Here is an 18307-nt window from a genome sequence, read left to right as displayed (position 1 = left end):
TTTCAGCTTTATTAATCTTTATTTTATTGGCATAATAGAATTACAAGAAAAAGAGAAGTAGGTGAAATGGATGAATCATTCGGAACAGCCTTTCGATGTAAAAGAAGCACTTTTATTCAGTCAAAGAATGGCCCAATTGAGCAAAGCTCTTTGGAAATCCATTGAAAAGGACTGGCAGCAGTGGATCAAACCGTATAACCTAAATATCAATGAACATCATATTTTGTGGATTGCGTATCAATTAAAAGGAGCTTCAATATCAGAAATTGCAAAGTTTGGCGTCATGCATGTATCAACGGCGTTTAACTTCTCCAAGAAACTGGAGGAACGAGGATTTTTAAAATTTTCTAAAAAGTTAAACGATAAACGCAATACGTATATTGAGCTAACGCCAAAAGGCGAAGAGACATTCCATAAACTACTCGAAGATTATGACCCGGCACGAACTGGTATTGTCAAAGGCGCACAGCCGCTTCATGACATTTACGGAAAGTTCCCTGAGATTTTAGAAATGATGTGTATTATCCGAAACATCTATGGTGAGGACTTCATGGAGATTTTCGAGAAATCGTTTTCAAACATTGAGAAAGACTTTTTGAATGAGCGAGGAAAAGTCACGAAAAAACCTGAGGAACTTGAAGACTCAGCTGATGCAGCAGAAAAAGCGGCTAAAGCAAATCAAATTGTTTAATGATCTTTATAAATTCATTCATTAACGGCTGAAACAGCCCTTGATCATGCAATGCAAATATCGTCTCATGCACATCCAGCTTTTCAATTAACTGTCCTGCAAAAAGCGCAAGCATATCGTCAAACATGACGTAGCCTTGTGCTTTTTGCTTGTCCATTTCCTCTGAAAGCTCAGCACAAATACGCTCAATTTCCAGCGCCTCTTCTTTCGATACCCGCTGTCTGATCAATAATGCATAATATGGATAACGGCTCATATCGGTCGCCGTCAGCAAAAGTTCCATATAATATTCGAGCTGGCTCATTCGTTCCTCAATACTCATGTACGTTCCCTCTTTCTCTTAGTCTTTCTATTCTAGCCGAAATTACTCATTGACGAAAGAGACGAACCTCCCTCTTCTGTCTTTTTTTCTTGAAAAACCCAAAGTTTCCTCTCTTTATTCCATATGAAGGCAACATTTTATTTTTTTTCATGAAAACCATTGATTTTTATCCTCAGGAAGAGTAAATTATCTTGAGATATTCAATTAGTTTTTTAAGATTGGAAGGATGAAAAATGAATTGTTGGAAGACCATTAATCTTGAAAAGGATTATGGTTATACAAGACTGCTGATTTCAGCCATAAGTCTTGCTATACTTTTTTTCATTACGGCTTTTTTATGTTTTCAACTGACTCATCCTGAAACGAGACTAAGCAGTCACAACGCACCGCTTTTTGCTATGCTTTTACTTGTGACATTGCTCGTCCACCGTGTGGTTCACTTGATCCCAGTGATGAAAAACAAGAAAAAAATGACGCTATTTAAACGAAATTGCTGGCAGCGTGTGCCAAAGAACATCATGCTTTATTCACTTCTCAGTCCATTTTGTGTGATTTCACCGGTTTACTTTGTTTTAGGTGTGGCGCTTCCTATGTATGCACACTATTTTATCATCATCGCAAGTATTCATGCAGGCTATTGTTTGCCTGACTTTTTATTTGCATGGAAACTGCTTAAAGCACCTAAATCCTGCATCATCGATCAAGCCCAAGACGAGTTTGATATTTTAGTTGACCAAACATCCTCATCATGAGGTTTTTAAAGCCAACTTCTATCTTTTTCATAAAAAATTTGGTAATGTAGTATGGGAATAGCATAGAGAGGGGGGATCTCCGATAGTTTTATTTTACTTCATCGTCTTTGCCGCGTTTATTGTGTATTCAATAAACAGGCTTACTAATACATTATGCCTTGTCAGAGAGATTCCTGAAGAACGGCAAGATAAGGTGTTTCGCTTTATCAATGTATCGATACTGATCTTACTGATCTCATCATTTGTTGAAATTACCATATCTATTTAAGATCAAAGCAAAAGCTGCCAGTTTGAGGGCAGCTTTTTGTGTATATTGATTAATTAGCAAATCCAAGATGCACCGATAATGATCAATAAGATGAATAACACGACGACTAGTGCAAAACCGCCAGCGAAGACTTCTCCTCCCATGTAAAAACACCTCCTGCCAGTTCTTCCTCTGTTCTAAGCTCAGTGTATGCAATAAAATTGAAAACGTTTAGGCACCTGTCATCGTTTAAAAAAAGAACCGCCCGCACGCATGGCAGGACGGCTCCTTTCTGTCACAGCGATTTAATTAATAAAGATATGCTGCACCAACGATGATCAGCAAAATGAATAGCACGACCAATAAAGCAAATCCATTAGAATATCCTGCTCCCATATAATTCAGCCTCCTTTTTGTGATCACTATATGTGTATGTCGCGCGCAAATTTTTGACTAGACGAATGCCCTCCCATTTGCATTTCTTTTTACAGCGTGTCACAATATGTTATGATACAAGCAATGATAAATAAATTGGAAAGATTAGGAGTGTTTTTTGAATGAAAAAAATGGCTTTAGCAGCTGTAACAGCAGTTAGTGTTTTAACTCTTGGCGCATGCAGTAGCGGTGATAAAGATGTCATCGCAACAACAAAATCAGGAGATGTCACAAAAGAAGAGCTTTATACAACTCTTAAGAAACAAGCAGGTGGAGATGCTTTAAATCTACTTGTTCAACAAAAGGTTCTTGCTGACAAATACAAAGTATCTGATAAAGAAATTGATAAGAAAATGGAAGAATATAAAAAGACACTTGGTGAAGATCGTTTAAAACAACTTCAAGATGAATTCGGAAAAGATTACATCAAAGATCAAGTGAAATATGAGCTGCTGACTCAAAAGGCTGCCAAAGCTAACATCAAAATCACTGATAAAGAAGTAAAAGCGTATTACGATGACCTAAAAGGCAAAATCCGCGCAAGCCACATTTTAGTAGCTGATAAGAAAACAGCTGACGAAGTGGAAAAGAAATTAGATAAAGGTGAAAAATGGGATGCTGTTGTGTCTGAATATTCAACTGATACCGCTTCAGCTGCACAAGGCGGAGATGTAGGCTGGTTCGCAAAAGAAGGTCAAATGGACGAAAACTTCAGTAAAGCTGCATTCAAACTAAAAGTGAATGAAATCAGCAAACCAGTGAAATCACAATTCGGCTACCATATCATTAAAAAGACCGAAGAACGCGGTAAATACGATGACATGAAAGCAGACTTGAAAAAAGAACTAACTAATCAAAAACAAGCAGACACAAATGAAATCCAAACCATCTTAAACAAATTGGTGAAAGATGCAGATGTGAAAGTAAAAGATAAAGAGCTTGAAAACACGTTCAAAGAAAAGTCTCAACAACCCGCACAAAATCAACAAGGCCAATAATCACAAAAAACCCCCTCTGCAATGAACGTGCAGAGGGGGTTTTTTATGACCAGATTTAAGCAATCGAGTGATCTTCATGTGCCGACGTATCCTGGGATCTTTTCACTTGCTCCCCCTGACGTCTGCGCTCTCTTTCTTGCTCCATTCGCTCGATAAAAATTTCTCCTTCCTTTTCAATAAAGGATTGATCAATCTCTTGCTCCTCTTTAGCCGTTGTCATTAATTTATACGCACAGAAAATAATGCCAATGATACATGCATACACCCACCATGGAAAAAACAACATTTTTTATCGCCTCCTTTTTTTCAGAACAGCTCTCTCTTCCCTTGTGTTACATGTTTATGCAAAGAGAAGACAAGTTATGAAAAAAACGCCCGCATAAGCGGACGTTTTGACATGGTTATTCGTGAAAGGCTGGTTTATAAAATGAACGATTCTCTAGCGCAAAAATACGTTCTGTATATTCTCCTGGCTTCACATGCTCAAGCGCACGATCCATCATATTCATCTTCGCATCTAAATTATCAATATAGTGGAGAATTTCGGCTTCCTTTACCATTGGTGGTTTTGGGCTGCCCCACTCTCCTTTTCCGTGATGACTTAGGACTAAGTGCTGTAGAATCAGAATTTCTTCTGAATCAATGCCAAGCTCCTCAGCAGCTTTCGCAATTTCTGTCACCATAATCGAAATATGACCAATTAAATTCCCTTCCACCGTATAGGTGGTTGAGACTGGGCCTGAAAGCTCTTTGACTTTTCCTAAATCATGAAGAATGATGCCTGAATATAAAAGATCTCGATCTAAAGATGGATATAGATCAACAATTGATTTAGCCAAATGCAGCATGGACACCACGTGATAAGCAAGACCAGAGACAAATTCGTGATGGTTTTTTGTCGCTGCTGGATAGTCAGCGAATTCCTGTCCATATTTTTTTAGCAAATGTCTTGTGACACGCTGTATATTAGGGTTTTTCATATCAAAAATATATTGCATAATCGTATCCATCATATCATGCTTTGGAATAGGAGCTGTTTCGAGAAAATCATCGATTCGAATTTGCTCATTTTCAGCAACAGGGCGTATATTCCTAAGTTTCAGCTGATTCCTCCCGCGATAATGATGAATATCGCCTACTACCTTCACAATGGTTTGTGCGGCATAGGTTTGTTCATCATTCTGCTTCGCATCCCATAGTTTCGCCTCAATATCTCCACTCTGATCTTGAAGAATTAACGTTAAAAATGGTTTGCCATTACTCGCAATCCCTTTAGTAGATGATTTAATTAATAAATGCAGGTCAACTTGTTCGCCGACATCATAGGTCATGATCCCTTTAGCCATTCAATAAAAGCTCCTTCCATGTTTCTGCTCATATAAGTATAACATAAGTCATTATTTGTCAATCATTCAACTGCTAAACTCGTAACCTGTCCATCTTCTGCCGCTTGCTTCATATGCTCATGACAGGTGAAATAAAACAGCTGTGTTTCAAAACGTGTGAGTTCGTTCATCATCTCCAGCACTCTGCCTAAACGTACGTGATCGAAATGAACAAAGCTGTCATCCATCATAAACGGAAGCTGACAATCTTGTTGATGAGACAAAGCAAGCGCAAAACGAATCGCTAGATAGATCTGTTCACACGTTGCCTGTGAAAGCTCCTCTGGACGGAATAGTCGTCCATCCATTCTTTTCACCATCAGGAAATCATCTTCAGGTGAAAATAAAATTGCTTCATAACGATCATTTGTTAACGGTTGAATAAAACTAGAGGCTGTTTGAACCAATGCAGGCAGCCTTGTTTCTTTATGCTCATTCAATTTTTCTCGTATGACGGAGCGGACAAGCTGAATGGCCGCCCATTTTTTTGCGAGGTGCTTCGCATGCTCCTGCTCTGCGGCAAGCTGATGAGTCAAATCAGACACCGTTCCAGAAGCTTCTATTTGCCGGATTTCCACTGCTAGTTCTGCTAAACGCTTTTCCATATTCTCCGCATTCAATTGAATGTCATGAAGGTGCTGCTTTGCTTCTGCACACTCCTCCTCAAGGAGAAGTAGTCCTTTGCGAATAATCCATTCCTCCTCATCAAAACTACCGTTTCTATGAAGCTCTTGATTCAGCTGCTGCAGCTCCAAAAGCCGTTCCCGGTATTCTTTCGATAGATGAGAAAGTACTTGGTAATCTTCTTTGGACTCTGCTTCTACTTGATGAAAAAGCTCATCAGTTTGTTTTTCGTAATATTGAATTTCACCTTCTAGTGTCGCGAGCTGCTGCATCGCATGTTGAATGGATACATGTAATGTTTGACGTTCTTTTTCTCTTTTCGCCTCATCTTCCAATATCTCTTGAAAGGCTGAAATATTCTCCTGAATAGTTCCTTCCTTTTTTTGAAGAATACTGGTTAACGCTGAAACCTTGCGCTCATAAATCGATTGCTGATCGGAGAGTTCTTCTATTTCACGCTGAAGCTCCTCATATGCCGCTGTATTGATTTTTAATTGTTTTAGAATATGGAAGGCCTCTACTAGGAAAGAAAGCTCAGACGACAAGCCAAGCTGTCTCTTCTTTTCCTCTACTTGCTGCTGGACAGGCTCCAGCTCTAGCTCCCAGTCTTCATATTGCCGGATGATTCTTTCGTAAAGCAGCTCCTTCTGCCTCATAAGTGTTTCAGCTGAAGCTGCCTGCACTTGAAAGGAATCTAAGGCGGCTTCGCCGTTTCTTTGTTTCATAGGGCTCATTTGACTGGATGAGTAAATGACAAAGAAGAGAAAAACAGAAAATCCCGCAAACGAGAGCGTGATCCACCACTCTGTTAAAAAGAATAGAACAAACAGAAACACCACATCAAATGCGATCAAGCCTTGGAATAACAACGCCAGGGAATAAACCCGTTTCTTTTTCGCTCTTGTCTCCTTCGCTTCATCTTCTGCTCCGCGCAGTCTCACTTCTTGTTCCTTTAATCCTTTTAGCGCGGCTTCTGCTTCGTCCAGCTCATGTCTTGCGTGATCAAATCGTTCATCTAACTGCGCTTTTCGGTCCATGAGACGAACGTATTGAGTGACAATCTCCTTTAATTCCCACTCGAATTCAAGCGAATCGTCGATTTGTTCGAGCTTTATCGGGCGCTCCCAGTTTAACTTTGCGACCGCTTCGTCTATTTTTTGTTTCAATGAATCACGGTTTGCTTGACACTCTGCTATGCGCTTTTTCACAAGCTCAACATTAGATGCTTCATCTACGACTCGTTTCATCTCCATAAAGGTTTCCTTGTCATAAAGCGGTTGAACTTGTACGAGTGAGGTTTGCAAATGATCTAACCTCTGTTTCAGTGCAGTCAATTGAGCCTTTTTCGGGTGAAGGTGTGATTCTAGTTTATCCAGCTCATGCTCAGTTTCTGCTCTAAAACGTTTGACTCGGTCTGGATAGCGGGCTAATTCCTTTTTCAACTCCACTTTTTTCTCAATCATGGGATACACTTGAATGGATTCAGTCAGTTTCTGAAGGTGTTCTTCCGCTTGTTTCATTTCATTTTGAAGCTTTTCGATCGTCTCCAATAATTCAGAATGCTCCCGTTTCTTTTCGATATAGCTGCCTTCTGCCAATCTCGCTTGTTTCAGTTGACCTGCCAGCTCTTTTAAGCGATCAAGCTGCTGATTTAATTCAGGCTTGCGGCCATTTGGTTTAAACAGCTGCTCCTGCTGCTTTAGCAGCCTGCTATCCATCTTGGTGGCTGCATCTGAGCCAAATAAACTTGAGAAAAGTAGAAATTCGCCTATCTGGTCCTGATTCAAGGCTTGGACATTTTGAAGTCCAAACACATCAAACGAATAGATTGATTGATATAATCTGCGATCCGTTCCCTTTAAAAGTGTCTTTAGAAAAGCTTCGTCTTTCACTTCACCATTCGGTAAAAACACCTGTGCTTGCCCACCGCGATCGGATGTTCTCTCAATATAGATGACGCCTAACTCGTCATCTTGGCAAGTGAGGGAACCACCATAAAAAGAACCCTGCTTCGTCTTGTACATCTTGTTTTTCGAAAAACCAAATAACATCGATTCAATAAACGTTTTCAATGTCGTTTTCCCCGATTCATTCAGCCCGTAAACTAGCTGAAAACCGTCATCAGAAAAGTGAAAGGTCCGATTTGAAAATTTTCCAAAATGGGCGATATGGAGTGAACGTATTTTCATTGTGCCTCTCCTTTTCTCATAATTGCTTAAGCTGTTCTGTCAGCAGCCTTTGTGCTTCTTCTTTTATATCCACTTCATCCTCTTTTGTAAGAGCTTTTCCTGACTTTCTATAGGTTGGGTGACGCTTGATCGGTGATAGAAGCTCTTCATATGCCTCAAACTGTGAAATTTCAGCAGTGAGTTCCTTTAAAAAGGAATCTTCTGGATAGGCGACGTCCTCGTTTGTCTGGCAGTCAATCGATATCACCCAAACGAATACATCTTCATCTTCCTCCTGTTCATGAAGAACGGCCATCAGCTCCTCAAGCAACTCAAGCTGCGTATGCTCAAAGTAAGAAGGAGAATCACCCGTCAATTCGATTTTCACAAAATGAGGGACGCCTTCTTCTTTCAGTTCAATGATTTTGTTATCCACAAGTGTCACAAGATCCGTCATATGAACCGTCTCTGTGATGTCTATTTCAAGTGTCTCAAACATCACATCCGCACAGCTAATAAATTCCGCTGCCGCAGAATCCTCAGAGAGTTGAACAACGTAACAGCCTTTCTCTCCTTTTTCTTTTATATGTCTGCCCTGCATGTTACCAGGGTAAATAACCAACGGGTCTTCATGCAGAAGAGCTCTCTTATGTATATGTCCAAGCGCCCAATAATCGAAATCTCGGGAAAGGAGCTGCTCAAGCTGAAAAGGTGCATACGCGTCATGACCTTCTTGTCCAGCTAATGTACCGTGAAGCATCGCAATGTGATAGGCAGCATCTGTCTTTTTGACATAATGAGAGGTCATATTTTCATAGACAGCACGCTCTTTGTAGCTAAATCCATAAATACTTGCGACAAGCTGATCTCCTCTATAGTAGGATTGCTCACTTGGGGTACTGGTTGAAAAAACGTGCACATTCTCAGACCACTCAATCGGTGTCCATTCACCGCCTAAATGATCATGATTACCATAAATAATAAAGACTTCAATCCCTTCGGTTTGCAGTCTTAGAAACTGATTTCTTAAAAACAGCTGTGCTTTCAGGCTGCGGTTAGATTCGTCAAATAAATCTCCGCTCAGCAGCACAAAGTCTACTGCTCGAGCAATGGCGAGATCAAACATATTCTTCGCACTTTGAAATGTACTTTCTTTGAGCCGCTTAAAGGGTAAGCTAGGGATATTCGACATTCCTGCAAATGGACTGTCTAAATGTAAATCTGCGGCATGAATAAAGGTGAGCTTAGTCAAACGTCTATCTCCTTGTCCGATACTGTCATTGTCCATATTTTATCATGCCATTTTTGCGAATGCACGTTCTATCACTCTCATTCTAAAAAACACATTTTTAAGGGGTAAAAAAGAGGTTTTGTCTTATTCCTTGTTTAATTACATAGAAAAGCAGAGGAAAGGAAGATGAGGAATGGAGAAGACATACTTTTTAACTGTATTTGACCCGTCAGGTGAGACTTTACTAAATGAAAAAATCACAACAGATAGTGATGAAGAGGCAAAGGAATTAGGTCGCCATCGCTTATTAGAACAGCAATACACGAAGCATTCTCATCGGCTCGTTGATGATGCAGGCAAGCTGCTTTTATTTGAACGTTAAAAAAGCCGGCATTCGCCGGCCTCACATTCGTTTATACATTCTGGAACACAGGTCGTCTTTTTTCTAAAAAGGCCTGAATGCCTTCCTTATGATCATGGCTTTGCCTCAGTCTAGCCTGTGCTGCCCTCTCCTTTTGAAGAACGGCTAGCAGCTGTGATTCTGACTGCTGGAAATAGATTCGCTTTGTCTCGATAAATGCTTGAAGCGGCATGTTCATAAACGGCTTCACACATACCTTTTGATACGCATCGACTTCCTCTTGAAATACGCCGTCTGCAAGGCGCAGCTTTAGCGCTTCTTCAGCCGGAAGCTTTTGTCCGCTCCAAATCAATTGTTTCGCGGTTTGTTCACTGACTCTTTTTGTAAGGAAAAAGTGCCCTCCGCCATCTGGAATTAAACCTACTCCATTAAAATTCATGGCGAGCTTTGCATCTTGATGCATAAACAAGTAGTCACAGCTTAAAGCAAAGCTAAAAGCAAGGCCAGCCGCTGACCCGTGGACAAGGGCAATCGTCACTTTTTTCATACCTGCAAGAGAAAGCGTAATCCCCTCGATCAAATCCATCACATGATGGAAATCCTCTTCACTTTCCTGCTTAAGCATCATGCCAATATCTCCGCCTGCTGAAAACCCTTTTCCCGCACCCTTGATCACAACGACTTTTGCACTACTATCCTCCGCCGCATCACATGCCTCTTTGAATTCAGCAAACATCTCCACATGAAATGAATTGTAAGCATCCGGTCTATTGAAAACGATTTCAAAAATATCCCCGTCTAGCTGACAATTGATATATGTCATCATCCATCCCCCTTTTTTAAGCACATGACTTACTTCCATTTCAACCCGAATAATCCTTTTTCCTCTGCATAAAAAATTTCAGGATCAGTTGATACCAAAACAAGCATAATTGTTGAAACGAAAAATATATTTTTATATAGTAAATGAAGAAAGAAATTGATGGTGAAAGGGGGAGAATGGTTGATCAGGTGTTCCCTATTCATATTAGTTCATTTCATCGTCATGTTTTCTCCTTTTTCAAATGTCGTTTTTGATCCACAAGCAGAAGCGAGCACACCTAGTCTTATTTCTCCATCCATCTACGATGAAGAAATACACGCTGTGAAGACACCTCCATTTTCAAAAAAACATGCCTCTTCTATTCTATTAAAGGACAAATTATCACTGGCTGATTCAAAGATTTTTCTTCTAAAGCCTGCTCCATCAGCTGTGTTATCGATTGATCTATGTTTTTTGAAAATGAAGTGTGCGATCCCCATTATGTATCAATCAAATTATCTATACTGATTCATTTTATTTCATCCGTATTCACTATATGAAAATCACAACCTATCATATTCGGAGGGATAAAATGAATATTAAAGAAAATGATCTTCCTGGGATCGGAAAGAAATTTGAAATTGAAACGAGAAATAGAGAAAAGATGACGATCGTGATTCATGATGATGGCAGACGGGAGATTTATCGTTTTGATGATGATGATCCAGATGAAGTGCTGTCCACCATTTCTCTCGATGATGCTGAATCACGGCAAATCGCTGCAATTATTGGCGGCATGGTATATAAACCACAGGCACTCGAAACCATTGAAATGGCCTTCAACGACTTGATGATTGAATGGTTTAAGGTGGAAAAAGAAGCAAAAGCGGTTGGATATACACTCGGTGATTTAGATGTGCGGCAAAACTATGAAGTCACCGTCATTGCGATCATAAAGCATACAAATGAAAAATTACTCAACCCTGGTGCCGAATCGATTATTGAAGCAAATGATACGCTGGTCATTTCAGGCGAAAGAAAACACTTAAAGCGATTGATACGTGATTTTCTTTCAAGAGGGGGAGAGTGATGAATGGATCATTTAGTCTTTGAAGTTGGGACGGCACTGATTCTCATCGCCATCGCCAGCTTAATCGCCAATAAAATGAAATTCTCAATCATCCCTTTCCTCATTGTCCTTGGTATGATCGTTGGTCCGCATGCTCCAACCATTGGGATCATTGATCTAAAATTTATTGAAAGCACCGACATTATTTCGTTTTTTGGCAGAATGGGCGTCTTGTTCCTTCTTTTCTACCTTGGACTTGAGTTCTCTGCGGGAAAGCTCATTAAATCGGGCAAGTCCATTGCTGTCGGCGGATCTATATATATTTTGATTAACTTCAGCTTAGGACTGCTTTACGGCTTTATTACAGGGTTTGGGGTCCTCGAAGTTCTCATTATGGCAGGAGTTATCACGATTTCATCCAGTGCCATTGTGGCCAAAGTTCTTGTTGATTTGAAACGGACAGCGAACCCTGAAACTGAGTTAATTCTTGGGATCATCATGTTTGAGGATATTTTCCTCGCTGTTTATTTATCCGTCGTATCCGGTCTTGTCCTAGGAGATGCCACAACAGTTGGCGGTGCCTTATTATCTATTTTCATTGCTTTTGGTTATATGATGCTTTTCTTTATCATTGCACGTATGCTGCCGAAACGATTAAACAAGTTATTCGATATCCGTTCGAACGAAGTGTTCATCATTGTGATTTTTGCGGCTTTATTTTTTGTCGCAGGTTTCTCAGAGACGATCCATGTAGCAGAGGCCATTGGTGCTCTCTTACTTGGTCTTGTTTTCTCAGAAACAGAGCACGCTGACCGCATTGAACATCTTGTGGTACCATTTAGAGATTTCTTCGGAGCCATGTTTTTCTTCAGCTTCGGTCTCAGCATTGATCCATTTACATTAGGTGATGCATTTTGGCTTGCGATTGGCGCTGTGATCCTCACCTTCATTGGGAATTTCACTGCTGGAATGTTCGCTGGGAGAAGAGCTGGACTTTCTCATAAAGCGTCTTCTAATATTGGTTTAACCATCGTATCACGCGGAGAGTTTTCAATTATTGTAGCCGAGCTCGGTATTGCGGGCGGACTTGCCGCTACCTTAAAGCCATTTGCTGCATTGTATGTCTTAATCCTTGCGATATTAGGTCCACTGGTGACGAAGGAATCTAAGCGAATCTATCAAATCCTAAACAAAGTGTTCAAATGGCAAACAGAAAAACCAAAAGCGAAAAAAGAAACGACAATCTAATGAAAAAGGGCCCTATGCTTGGGCCCTTTTTATCTCTTATTCAAATTGCTGAAAAGCTGTTTCTTGCTTGACTGGCGCTTCTTTGACCCCGCGAATCGTTTGAATCACTTTCTGGTTGCGGTAGATGGATAGTTTTAAATTGGTCGCCGCTGTTCCATGAGAGTGATCTAGGTGCGTGAATGTAAAGAAATGATGCGGACGCTTGTCTTTGAACACAAGCCTGAAGTCTTTTGTCACTTTAAAATGTTCCTCACTTTCCCATTCAATCAAAGGTTCATACGCACTAAACCACGCCGGGATATTCGGTGTGTACCCTGTAGCCAATACGGCACGATCTACTGTTATACTCTTTTCTTTCTTTAGCTGCCACTGCTTTAGTTTCAGCTTCAGAGACTGATTCTCCTCCACCTGAATCGCTTCAAGCTCGGTCATTGGCTGAATAATCACAGATGGCTCTTCGCCAGAAACAGACCGATGATACAATTCTTGATAAATGCGTGAGAGCGTCGATGCATCTATCCCATTTCTTAATCCAGTCAGCCTAGGCAATGTGTTCATTCGTTCTTCATAAGGAAGCGAATGGAAATATTCAACGTACTTTGGTGTAAATAGCTCCTGACCAAGCTCAGCCGTCTCTAGCTCTCTAAATTCACTAGATCGCGTAAACCAAGATAGCTGCTGCCCTTTCTTCTGATGCTGAAGCAAGTCTAAGAAGATTTCGGCTGCACTCTGCCCAGAGCCAATCACCGTCACCGACTCAGCTTCATGAAGTTCTTTCTGCTGATCTAAATACCGGCTGCTATGGGTCACATTTGGCAGTGCAGCATCAGGCACATCGACAGGAATCATCGGTTTGCTCCCTGTTCCAAGCACGACATGCTTTGCCCGATACTCAGAAAGCGATCCATCCTTTAAGCACCTGACTTTCACAAGATAACCACCTTGACAGTCCGTCACTTCTTCTACCTTCATGCCAAATTGACAGCTATCTATTTCACCTGCGACCCATGATAAATACTCATTGAATTCTCTTCGCGGAATGTCAAACTGTTCAAATGTATAGAACCGGTGAAGTCTATTGGATTCATGTAAATAATTTAAAAATGTATATCTGCTCCTTGGATTCGCCATCGTCACAAGATCAGCTAAAAAGGAGACTTGTAAATCCGTTCCTTTGATCAGCATACCAGGATGCCAGGCAAATTCAGACTCCTGTTCAAAAAAACAGCATGAAACATCTTCATACTCCTCTAACAAAGCCGCCAAACCTAAATTGGCAGGTCCAATCCCAATTCCGATCACATCAATCATATGTACACCTGCTTTAACTTTTTATCACTTATATACCCTTTTACAAATGAAAAAAACACTACGTCACCGCAGTGTTTAAACGTGAGGAACAAATAATGACTCAAGAAATTGAATTTTCTCTTCAGTATAGTGTTCATAACGGTCATTATATGATTTTGGATCTTTTGGATTGGCATATTGCGTAATTTTTCCTGAACGTGGATCAATGAATTTACTAGCAGCACCGCATCCAATCCCAATGATTGTCTGCACTTCTTCCATAATAATGATATTATACAAACTTTCCTGTCCATCTAATGAATACCCGACATTTTCAAGGTTCCCTAAGATGTTTTTTTGTCTATATAAATAATAAGGATGATAGTCATGTGCTTTCGTCCAAGCGACCGCTTCATCCATCATACGTGTGATTTCTTCTCGGTCAGCTACTTGATATTTGTCCTTATTGCGCGTCATCTCAGACGCTCTTTTAAAGGAGAGCGTATGCACAGTTAAAGATTCAGGCTTAAGTTCTTCAGTCTGCTGCAAGGAATGCTGGAATTCCTTTAGCCCTTCTCCCGGCAAACCAATAATTAAGTCCATATTAATGTTATTCATGCCATACTGTCTTGATAAGTGATACTTTTCAATCGTTTCTTCTACACTATGGTGACGGCCAATGGCTTTCAGTGTTTCATTCTCATACGATTGTGGATTGATACTAATCCGGTCAATATGATATCGGTTTAGCACCTCTAGCTTATCAGGCGAAATCGTATCAGGACGTCCTGCTTCGACAGTCACTTCCCGTATATGTTTCACATCAGGGAATGAGAGGTACATTTCTTCATACAGTAAATCCATTTCTTCCGCAGTGATACTTGTCGGCGTACCTCCGCCAAAGTAAACGGTCGTCACTTTAATCCCATGTTCTTTTAGCCAAGTACCGATTTTTTGCATCTCATAATGCAGACCAAACAAAAACGTTCCCACTCTTCCAGCTTGTCCTTTAATCGCATAAGCAGGAAACGTGCAATAAGCGCATTTTGTTGGGCAGAAAGGAATACCAATATAAATACTTACCTCCTGCTGAAGGTCATACAGGTCAGGAATCGCTTGAAGCTGACGGTCGACAATTTCCTGCATCAAATCGATTTTTTCATCATGAATCAAATAATCACGCTTTAATGCGGCATGCCCATCTTCCTTTGTCATACCTTCTCTCAGCATCTTATGAAGTAATTTTGTAGGACGTATCCCTGTGAGAATCCCCCACTTTTGCGTCATTCCTGTGTGCTCCTGAAGCAGATGTAAATAAACAGACAGCACTGTGTTTTTAATTTGCTTCCAGCGCTCCTTGTCGTTCAATCCCTTTGGGACGTCTCGCGAAAAACGACTAGTGATGTCTGTTCCAGCGATGTGACCAGATGCCTCCACCGTTCCATTTTCTTCTTTCCAGCTAAACTCCATGACTAGTCCATCATGCAATTCATCTGGACCAAACAGCACTTCACTATCTTCTTCAAATAAATTGGCTATATTGACAAGCGGGCGATGAAATCGTTCATCTGACAGCCCTTTAATTAAAATTCGCATCGTATCACCTTTATCTTCAAACTTGTTTCATTTTACAAAATCTATGTAGGAAAAGCAATGACTGGAACAGTTGAAGGCCCTGCCATTTCTTGATTGACAGGACCTTCGTCTATATTATCGCTTAATATCGAATTGATGTAAAAATCCTTCTCTTTGCTGCATTCTAAAGTATTCTCTGATCATATAAGCGACTCCCTGTTCATCGTGTGAACGTGTCACCCAATCGGCTTTACGTTTAACAGAATGAGGTGCATTTCCCATCGCAACGCCTAAGCCAGCCAATTCGAGCATTGGAATATCATCTGTTCCCTGCCCAATGACCACCGTATCTTCTAATGTCAAACCTAAGGCTGAGGTCAAAAGAGAAAGCCCCGCTTCTTTCGATACGCCTTTGCATACAATATTCATTTTCTCATCACTAATCCGAATAAGATCGACAGATGGAAAAGCTTGTTGAATGGTTCGGTGAATTTCAGCCTGAAGCTCTGCGGTTGAATACACTTCAATCAATGGTGTACTGACCGGTTCATCCATCAGCATATCACTTAGCGATTCAACAAATTGCACGGGATAGAAAATTGGATCAGACGGATGAATCAACGTCTTTCCCATCAGCTGTGACTGCGTTTTTTTCCGGTTGCCAATCGAGAATTTTTCATGCAGCAAGCGAACATTACAATCAAAGCTTTCAAGAATTTGCACAAGATTAAATGTTTTTTCTTCCGTTAGTTTCTTCACATGAAGCGGCTCATCGAGTTTATTCGCGATAAATGCACCACTATGCGTTACAAGGGTTGACGTTGGAATCTTCAACGCCTTGGCAATTTTTTGTGCGGAACGAAAATGCCGATTGGTGACAAGCGTCACGTAAACCCCTTTTTTCTTTACATATTCCACAGCTTCTTTTGTAGCGGAATGGATTTTTCCATTGGAACGAAGTAACGTTCCATCTATATTGAGTGCAAGTAGTTTTTTTGACACTGAGGCATCCCCCTTCTTGATGACTGTACTTACGATGAGGATATGCCCTAGCTTGGTGCTTTAGAACATGCAGTTGAAAGAGCCCTGTGTGTTATGAATCTTTTGCAAATAAAAAAAGCCTACCCCTAGGCTTTTTTTTATGTATGGTTTGGATGCGTCACAATGAGGTGATGAAGCTCCCCATGATCCCCTTATCTTTCACACACCAAAGCATTGCTTATATCAGATCCCCTTATGCTTTGCGTTTCTCCCAGAAGCGCTTCTCTCTCGTTTGGCTAATCGCCTTAAATCCCAAGTGAAACGCACCCAATTGTCCCATGAGAGCGCTTGTTTGAAAGCACTTTCAATATAAGTATTATCGCAGAATTTATGAGCTTCGACAACCTTTTTTTGAAAAGTTGGACAGGGAATATGTGAAATAAAAAAAGGGCGAATATCATCGCCCTTTTCATTAATTTTCTTCTGGATTCCCATAAAGCTCTTCAAGAGGCTTCATGATCACTTTATTTAATTCTCCGATGAGAACACTCACACGTTGTTCTGCTTCCATCAACTGAGAGATTTTATCGTGCTGTTGAACAAGTGCCACTGTTTTTTGTGCTTGCTCCACTTCTTCTTGTGTGATCTCTTGCCCAGTCATTTGTTTTTGTTGAAGGTTTACTTGAATATCACGGAAGTTCTCGAACATTCTTTTAGAGGACTCATCCGCGTTAACCTCATCATAAAGATTTTTTAGAGTTGAGTATTCTTCGCTATGACGCAATGCTTTTTCAAGGTCATATGCAACATCATAAACATTTACAGACATGTTATGTCTCCTTTCTATCCGTTATCACCGATATGATCGGCGGACACCACTCCACTATAACAAACTATGGCTTTCGTTTCACATATATACAACGAATTCATTAAAATTTCTCTAGTCTGTCTTAAAATAACGTGACAAAGATTGCTTGAATTGCGCCGATTAATCCCCCTAAAAAACCACCTAAAAACGTGATCATCTTAAGTTCATTGTTGGAAATGCTAACGACAAGCTCCTCCATTTTTTTAAGCGGAAACAGTTCAATCTGCTCACGAATGATATCTTCAAACTTGAGCTTTGCGAGCAGTCCCTCTAATGCATTTGATGCTGCTTTAATCCCCTTATCGACAAGCACTGGTGCTAAGTGTATTTTGAGATCAACCGCTACTACGCTGACATAAGATCCAACTGGCTTGTCTAATATCAGCTTTGTAGAGAAGTGTGAAAGCAATTGCTTTTTCACACTATAAGCAAGCTCCTTCACATTCCATTTATCATCCAGTTCCTGAAGAGAAAATTGTTTCACCTTGTCCCATTCCTGAACGAGCAAATCTGATAAAAACCTCTTTGTTTCTGCATTTCTTAAAAATTTAATGATTTCAGGATGTACACGGTCAATTAAGCTTGAATTTCCTAAAAACATTTGAACCATACCGCCAAGCATGCCGCGTTCCTTTAAGAAATCATCAATCATATTGCCAAGCCTCGCTTTACCTTCTTCACTTTCAAAGTAATGGATGCCTCTCTTTAAAATATAATCTGCTGCATCTGGAATTTTTGACGAAATTTTGTTTTCTACTTCTAATGGGAGTAACTCAGATAACGTTTGCTCATTATATTTTTTTAGTAATGAATCGAGCTTCTGATCAGACCAATGATGAATCCATTCATCTGCTTTGACGTCAGCATGCGATACACCGAATCTTTCTAACAAAGAGAGCATTGTGATCTCCATGTCAGCGCCTTTATCAATCAATCGATGAACTGTATGCAAGATCTCCTGCTTAGCCTCAGATGATTCAAATCGCTTTTGAATACCTTCTGGCGTGAGCAAATGCTCCATAACCAAGACTCCAACCTGCTTGGCTACTTCATCTCTTCTTTTAGGAATGAGCCCTGGTGTAAAAGGAAGCTGTTTCCCGAATAAGTAATACGGCTTATAAGGACGAAAAAGCATTTTAATCGCAAGATGGTTTGTCGCTGCTCCTATAACGGCACCTATAACAATCATAAAGATAAACGTTGTGAATATATTCAAAGTCGTCATCTACCTTTCAAACAATACCCGATGTTTATTGGTTT

The 18307-nt window shown here is 40.4% G+C and carries 21 protein-coding genes; 8 read left to right on the top strand and 13 right to left on the bottom strand.

What is annotated here, in order from left to right:
- Positions 1 to 70: 70 nt before the first annotated feature.
- Positions 71 to 691 carry an HTH-type transcriptional regulator Hpr gene (locus SB660_RS13120; protein ID WP_034663587.1) on the top strand — a complete coding sequence of 207 codons (621 nt, stop codon included), beginning with the start codon at positions 71 to 73 and terminating at the stop codon, positions 689 to 691.
- Here the strand turns inward: SB660_RS13120 and SB660_RS13115 are convergent.
- The gene (locus tag SB660_RS13115; RefSeq protein WP_058014395.1) at positions 669 to 1013 is read right to left on the bottom strand and encodes a YhaI family protein; all 345 of its coding nucleotides are present in this window, start codon (positions 1011 to 1013) and stop codon (positions 669 to 671) included. The genes SB660_RS13120 and SB660_RS13115 overlap by 23 nt on opposite strands.
- A 233-nt stretch (positions 1014 to 1246) precedes the next feature.
- On the opposite strand from SB660_RS13115, the gene SB660_RS13110 reads away from it, so the two are divergent.
- Together SB660_RS13110 and SB660_RS13105 are read left to right on the top strand one after the other, a co-directional pair.
- The gene (locus SB660_RS13110) at positions 1247 to 1765 is read left to right on the top strand and encodes a DUF3267 domain-containing protein (protein WP_058014396.1); all 519 of its coding nucleotides are present in this window, start codon (positions 1247 to 1249) and stop codon (positions 1763 to 1765) included.
- An 82-nt stretch (positions 1766 to 1847) separates the two neighbouring features.
- The gene (locus tag SB660_RS13105) at positions 1848 to 2033 is read left to right on the top strand and encodes a hypothetical protein (protein ID WP_072368131.1); all 186 of its coding nucleotides are present in this window, start codon (positions 1848 to 1850) and stop codon (positions 2031 to 2033) included.
- Positions 2034 to 2086: 53 nt separating this feature from the next.
- On the opposite strand, the gene SB660_RS13100 is transcribed toward SB660_RS13105, so the two are convergent.
- Both SB660_RS13100 and SB660_RS13095 read right to left on the bottom strand, forming a co-directional pair.
- Positions 2087 to 2176 (bottom strand): YjcZ family sporulation protein, encoded by a 90-nt coding sequence (locus tag SB660_RS13100; RefSeq protein WP_017360317.1) that lies wholly within the window; start codon positions 2174 to 2176, stop codon positions 2087 to 2089.
- Positions 2177 to 2321: 145 nt separating this feature from the next.
- Complete coding sequence (locus SB660_RS13095) at positions 2322 to 2408, bottom strand: YjcZ family sporulation protein (protein WP_008361129.1); 87 nt, start codon at positions 2406 to 2408, stop codon at positions 2322 to 2324.
- A 161-nt stretch (positions 2409 to 2569) separates the two neighbouring features.
- On the opposite strand from SB660_RS13095, the gene SB660_RS13090 reads away from it, so the two are divergent.
- The gene (locus tag SB660_RS13090) at positions 2570 to 3445 is read left to right on the top strand and encodes a peptidylprolyl isomerase (protein ID WP_058014397.1); all 876 of its coding nucleotides are present in this window, start codon (positions 2570 to 2572) and stop codon (positions 3443 to 3445) included.
- Between the two features lie 55 nt (positions 3446 to 3500).
- Here the strand turns inward: SB660_RS13090 and SB660_RS13085 are convergent, their stop codons facing one another.
- The 4 genes from SB660_RS13085 to SB660_RS13070 all read right to left on the bottom strand — a co-directional run bounded on the left by SB660_RS13085 (position 3501) and on the right by SB660_RS13070 (position 8874).
- Positions 3501 to 3731: a sporulation YhaL family protein gene (locus SB660_RS13085; protein ID WP_061407257.1), complete on the bottom strand. Its 231-nt coding sequence runs from the start codon at positions 3729 to 3731 to the stop codon at positions 3501 to 3503.
- A gap of 115 nt (positions 3732 to 3846) precedes the next feature.
- A complete protein-coding gene (yhaM, locus tag SB660_RS13080; protein WP_061407256.1) occupies positions 3847 to 4791 on the bottom strand; it encodes a 3'-5' exoribonuclease YhaM in 945 nt (314 codons plus the stop codon).
- Between the two features lie 62 nt (positions 4792 to 4853).
- Positions 4854 to 7643, bottom strand: a complete 2790-nt coding sequence (locus SB660_RS13075) for an ATP-binding protein (protein ID WP_410582851.1) — start codon at positions 7641 to 7643, stop codon at positions 4854 to 4856.
- A 16-nt stretch (positions 7644 to 7659) separates the two neighbouring features.
- The gene (locus SB660_RS13070; protein WP_180309292.1) at positions 7660 to 8874 is read right to left on the bottom strand and encodes a metallophosphoesterase family protein; all 1215 of its coding nucleotides are present in this window, start codon (positions 8872 to 8874) and stop codon (positions 7660 to 7662) included.
- Positions 8875 to 9046: 172 nt separating this feature from the next.
- Between SB660_RS13070 and SB660_RS13065 the strand changes: the two genes are divergently transcribed.
- The gene (locus tag SB660_RS13065) at positions 9047 to 9235 is read left to right on the top strand and encodes a YhzD family protein (protein ID WP_180309293.1); all 189 of its coding nucleotides are present in this window, start codon (positions 9047 to 9049) and stop codon (positions 9233 to 9235) included.
- A 31-nt stretch (positions 9236 to 9266) separates the two neighbouring features.
- On the opposite strand, the gene SB660_RS13060 is transcribed toward SB660_RS13065, so the two are convergent.
- Positions 9267 to 10040 (bottom strand): enoyl-CoA hydratase, encoded by a 774-nt coding sequence (locus SB660_RS13060; RefSeq protein ID WP_180309294.1) that lies wholly within the window; start codon positions 10038 to 10040, stop codon positions 9267 to 9269.
- A 177-nt stretch (positions 10041 to 10217) separates the two neighbouring features.
- Between SB660_RS13060 and SB660_RS13055 the strand changes: the two genes are divergently transcribed.
- The 3 genes from SB660_RS13055 to SB660_RS13045 all read left to right on the top strand — a co-directional run bounded on the left by SB660_RS13055 (position 10218) and on the right by SB660_RS13045 (position 12333).
- Positions 10218 to 10544, top strand: coding sequence for a potassium:proton antiporter (locus SB660_RS13055; RefSeq protein ID WP_257474551.1), 327 nt, complete (start codon positions 10218 to 10220; stop codon positions 10542 to 10544).
- A 64-nt stretch (positions 10545 to 10608) separates the two neighbouring features.
- Positions 10609 to 11106 carry a cation:proton antiporter regulatory subunit gene (locus SB660_RS13050; RefSeq protein ID WP_180309296.1) on the top strand — a complete coding sequence of 166 codons (498 nt, stop codon included), beginning with the start codon at positions 10609 to 10611 and terminating at the stop codon, positions 11104 to 11106.
- A 3-nt stretch (positions 11107 to 11109) separates the two neighbouring features.
- The gene (locus SB660_RS13045) at positions 11110 to 12333 is read left to right on the top strand and encodes a cation:proton antiporter (protein ID WP_180309297.1); all 1224 of its coding nucleotides are present in this window, start codon (positions 11110 to 11112) and stop codon (positions 12331 to 12333) included.
- Positions 12334 to 12369: 36 nt separating this feature from the next.
- Here the strand turns inward: SB660_RS13045 and SB660_RS13040 are convergent, their stop codons facing one another.
- From SB660_RS13040 to SB660_RS13020, 5 genes are all read right to left on the bottom strand, one after another.
- Entirely contained in the window at positions 12370 to 13644 is a 1275-nt protein-coding gene (locus SB660_RS13040; protein WP_058014405.1) for a lysine N(6)-hydroxylase/L-ornithine N(5)-oxygenase family protein, read from the bottom strand.
- A gap of 75 nt (positions 13645 to 13719) precedes the next feature.
- The gene (locus SB660_RS13035; RefSeq protein WP_180309298.1) at positions 13720 to 15219 is read right to left on the bottom strand and encodes a coproporphyrinogen III oxidase; all 1500 of its coding nucleotides are present in this window, start codon (positions 15217 to 15219) and stop codon (positions 13720 to 13722) included.
- Between the two features lie 114 nt (positions 15220 to 15333).
- The gene (locus SB660_RS13030) at positions 15334 to 16200 is read right to left on the bottom strand and encodes a Cof-type HAD-IIB family hydrolase (protein ID WP_180309299.1); all 867 of its coding nucleotides are present in this window, start codon (positions 16198 to 16200) and stop codon (positions 15334 to 15336) included.
- 451 nt (positions 16201 to 16651) lie between these two features.
- Complete coding sequence (locus tag SB660_RS13025; protein ID WP_012009440.1) at positions 16652 to 17008, bottom strand: YlbF/YmcA family competence regulator; 357 nt, start codon at positions 17006 to 17008, stop codon at positions 16652 to 16654.
- A 121-nt stretch (positions 17009 to 17129) separates the two neighbouring features.
- The gene (locus tag SB660_RS13020) at positions 17130 to 18263 is read right to left on the bottom strand and encodes a DUF445 domain-containing protein (protein WP_061407246.1); all 1134 of its coding nucleotides are present in this window, start codon (positions 18261 to 18263) and stop codon (positions 17130 to 17132) included.
- Positions 18264 to 18307: the final 44 nt, after the last annotated feature.

The sequence above is a fragment of the Bacillus sp. SIMBA_005 genome, from assembly GCF_046535585.1.
GTDB classification, from domain to species: Bacteria; Bacillota; Bacilli; order Bacillales; family Bacillaceae; genus Bacillus; species Bacillus pumilus.
Note: the sequence above shows the minus strand (reverse complement) of the source record. Positions and strands in the feature narration are given on the sequence as shown.

What these genes read in the sequence shown, in the direction of transcription:
- SB660_RS13040 (WP_058014405.1), bottom strand. Translation starts at nt 13,644, where the DNA reads ATGATTGATGTGATCGGAATTGGGATTGGACCTGCCAATTTAGGTTTG.
- SB660_RS13025 (WP_012009440.1), bottom strand. Translation starts at nt 17,008, where the DNA reads ATGTCTGTAAATGTTTATGATGTTGCATATGACCTTGAAAAAGCATTG.
- SB660_RS13095 (WP_008361129.1), bottom strand. Translation starts at nt 2,408, where the DNA reads ATGGGAGCAGGATATTCTAATGGATTTGCTTTATTGGTCGTGCTATTC.
- SB660_RS13120 (WP_034663587.1), top strand. Translation starts at nt 71, where the DNA reads ATGAATCATTCGGAACAGCCTTTCGATGTAAAAGAAGCACTTTTATTC.
- SB660_RS13060 (WP_180309294.1), bottom strand. Translation starts at nt 10,040, where the DNA reads ATGATGACATATATCAATTGTCAGCTAGACGGGGATATTTTTGAAATC.
- yhaM (WP_061407256.1), bottom strand. Translation starts at nt 4,791, where the DNA reads ATGGCTAAAGGGATCATGACCTATGATGTCGGCGAACAAGTTGACCTG.
- SB660_RS13050 (WP_180309296.1), top strand. Translation starts at nt 10,609, where the DNA reads ATGAATATTAAAGAAAATGATCTTCCTGGGATCGGAAAGAAATTTGAA.
- SB660_RS13100 (WP_017360317.1), bottom strand. Translation starts at nt 2,176, where the DNA reads ATGGGAGGAGAAGTCTTCGCTGGCGGTTTTGCACTAGTCGTCGTGTTA.
- SB660_RS13065 (WP_180309293.1), top strand. Translation starts at nt 9,047, where the DNA reads ATGGAGAAGACATACTTTTTAACTGTATTTGACCCGTCAGGTGAGACT.
- SB660_RS13045 (WP_180309297.1), top strand. Translation starts at nt 11,110, where the DNA reads ATGGATCATTTAGTCTTTGAAGTTGGGACGGCACTGATTCTCATCGCC.
- SB660_RS13115 (WP_058014395.1), bottom strand. Translation starts at nt 1,013, where the DNA reads ATGAGTATTGAGGAACGAATGAGCCAGCTCGAATATTATATGGAACTT.
- SB660_RS13035 (WP_180309298.1), bottom strand. Translation starts at nt 15,219, where the DNA reads ATGCGAATTTTAATTAAAGGGCTGTCAGATGAACGATTTCATCGCCCG.
- SB660_RS13075 (WP_410582851.1), bottom strand. Translation starts at nt 7,643, where the DNA reads ATGAAAATACGTTCACTCCATATCGCCCATTTTGGAAAATTTTCAAAT.
- SB660_RS13085 (WP_061407257.1), bottom strand. Translation starts at nt 3,731, where the DNA reads ATGTTGTTTTTTCCATGGTGGGTGTATGCATGTATCATTGGCATTATT.
- SB660_RS13090 (WP_058014397.1), top strand. Translation starts at nt 2,570, where the DNA reads ATGAAAAAAATGGCTTTAGCAGCTGTAACAGCAGTTAGTGTTTTAACT.
- SB660_RS13110 (WP_058014396.1), top strand. Translation starts at nt 1,247, where the DNA reads ATGAATTGTTGGAAGACCATTAATCTTGAAAAGGATTATGGTTATACA.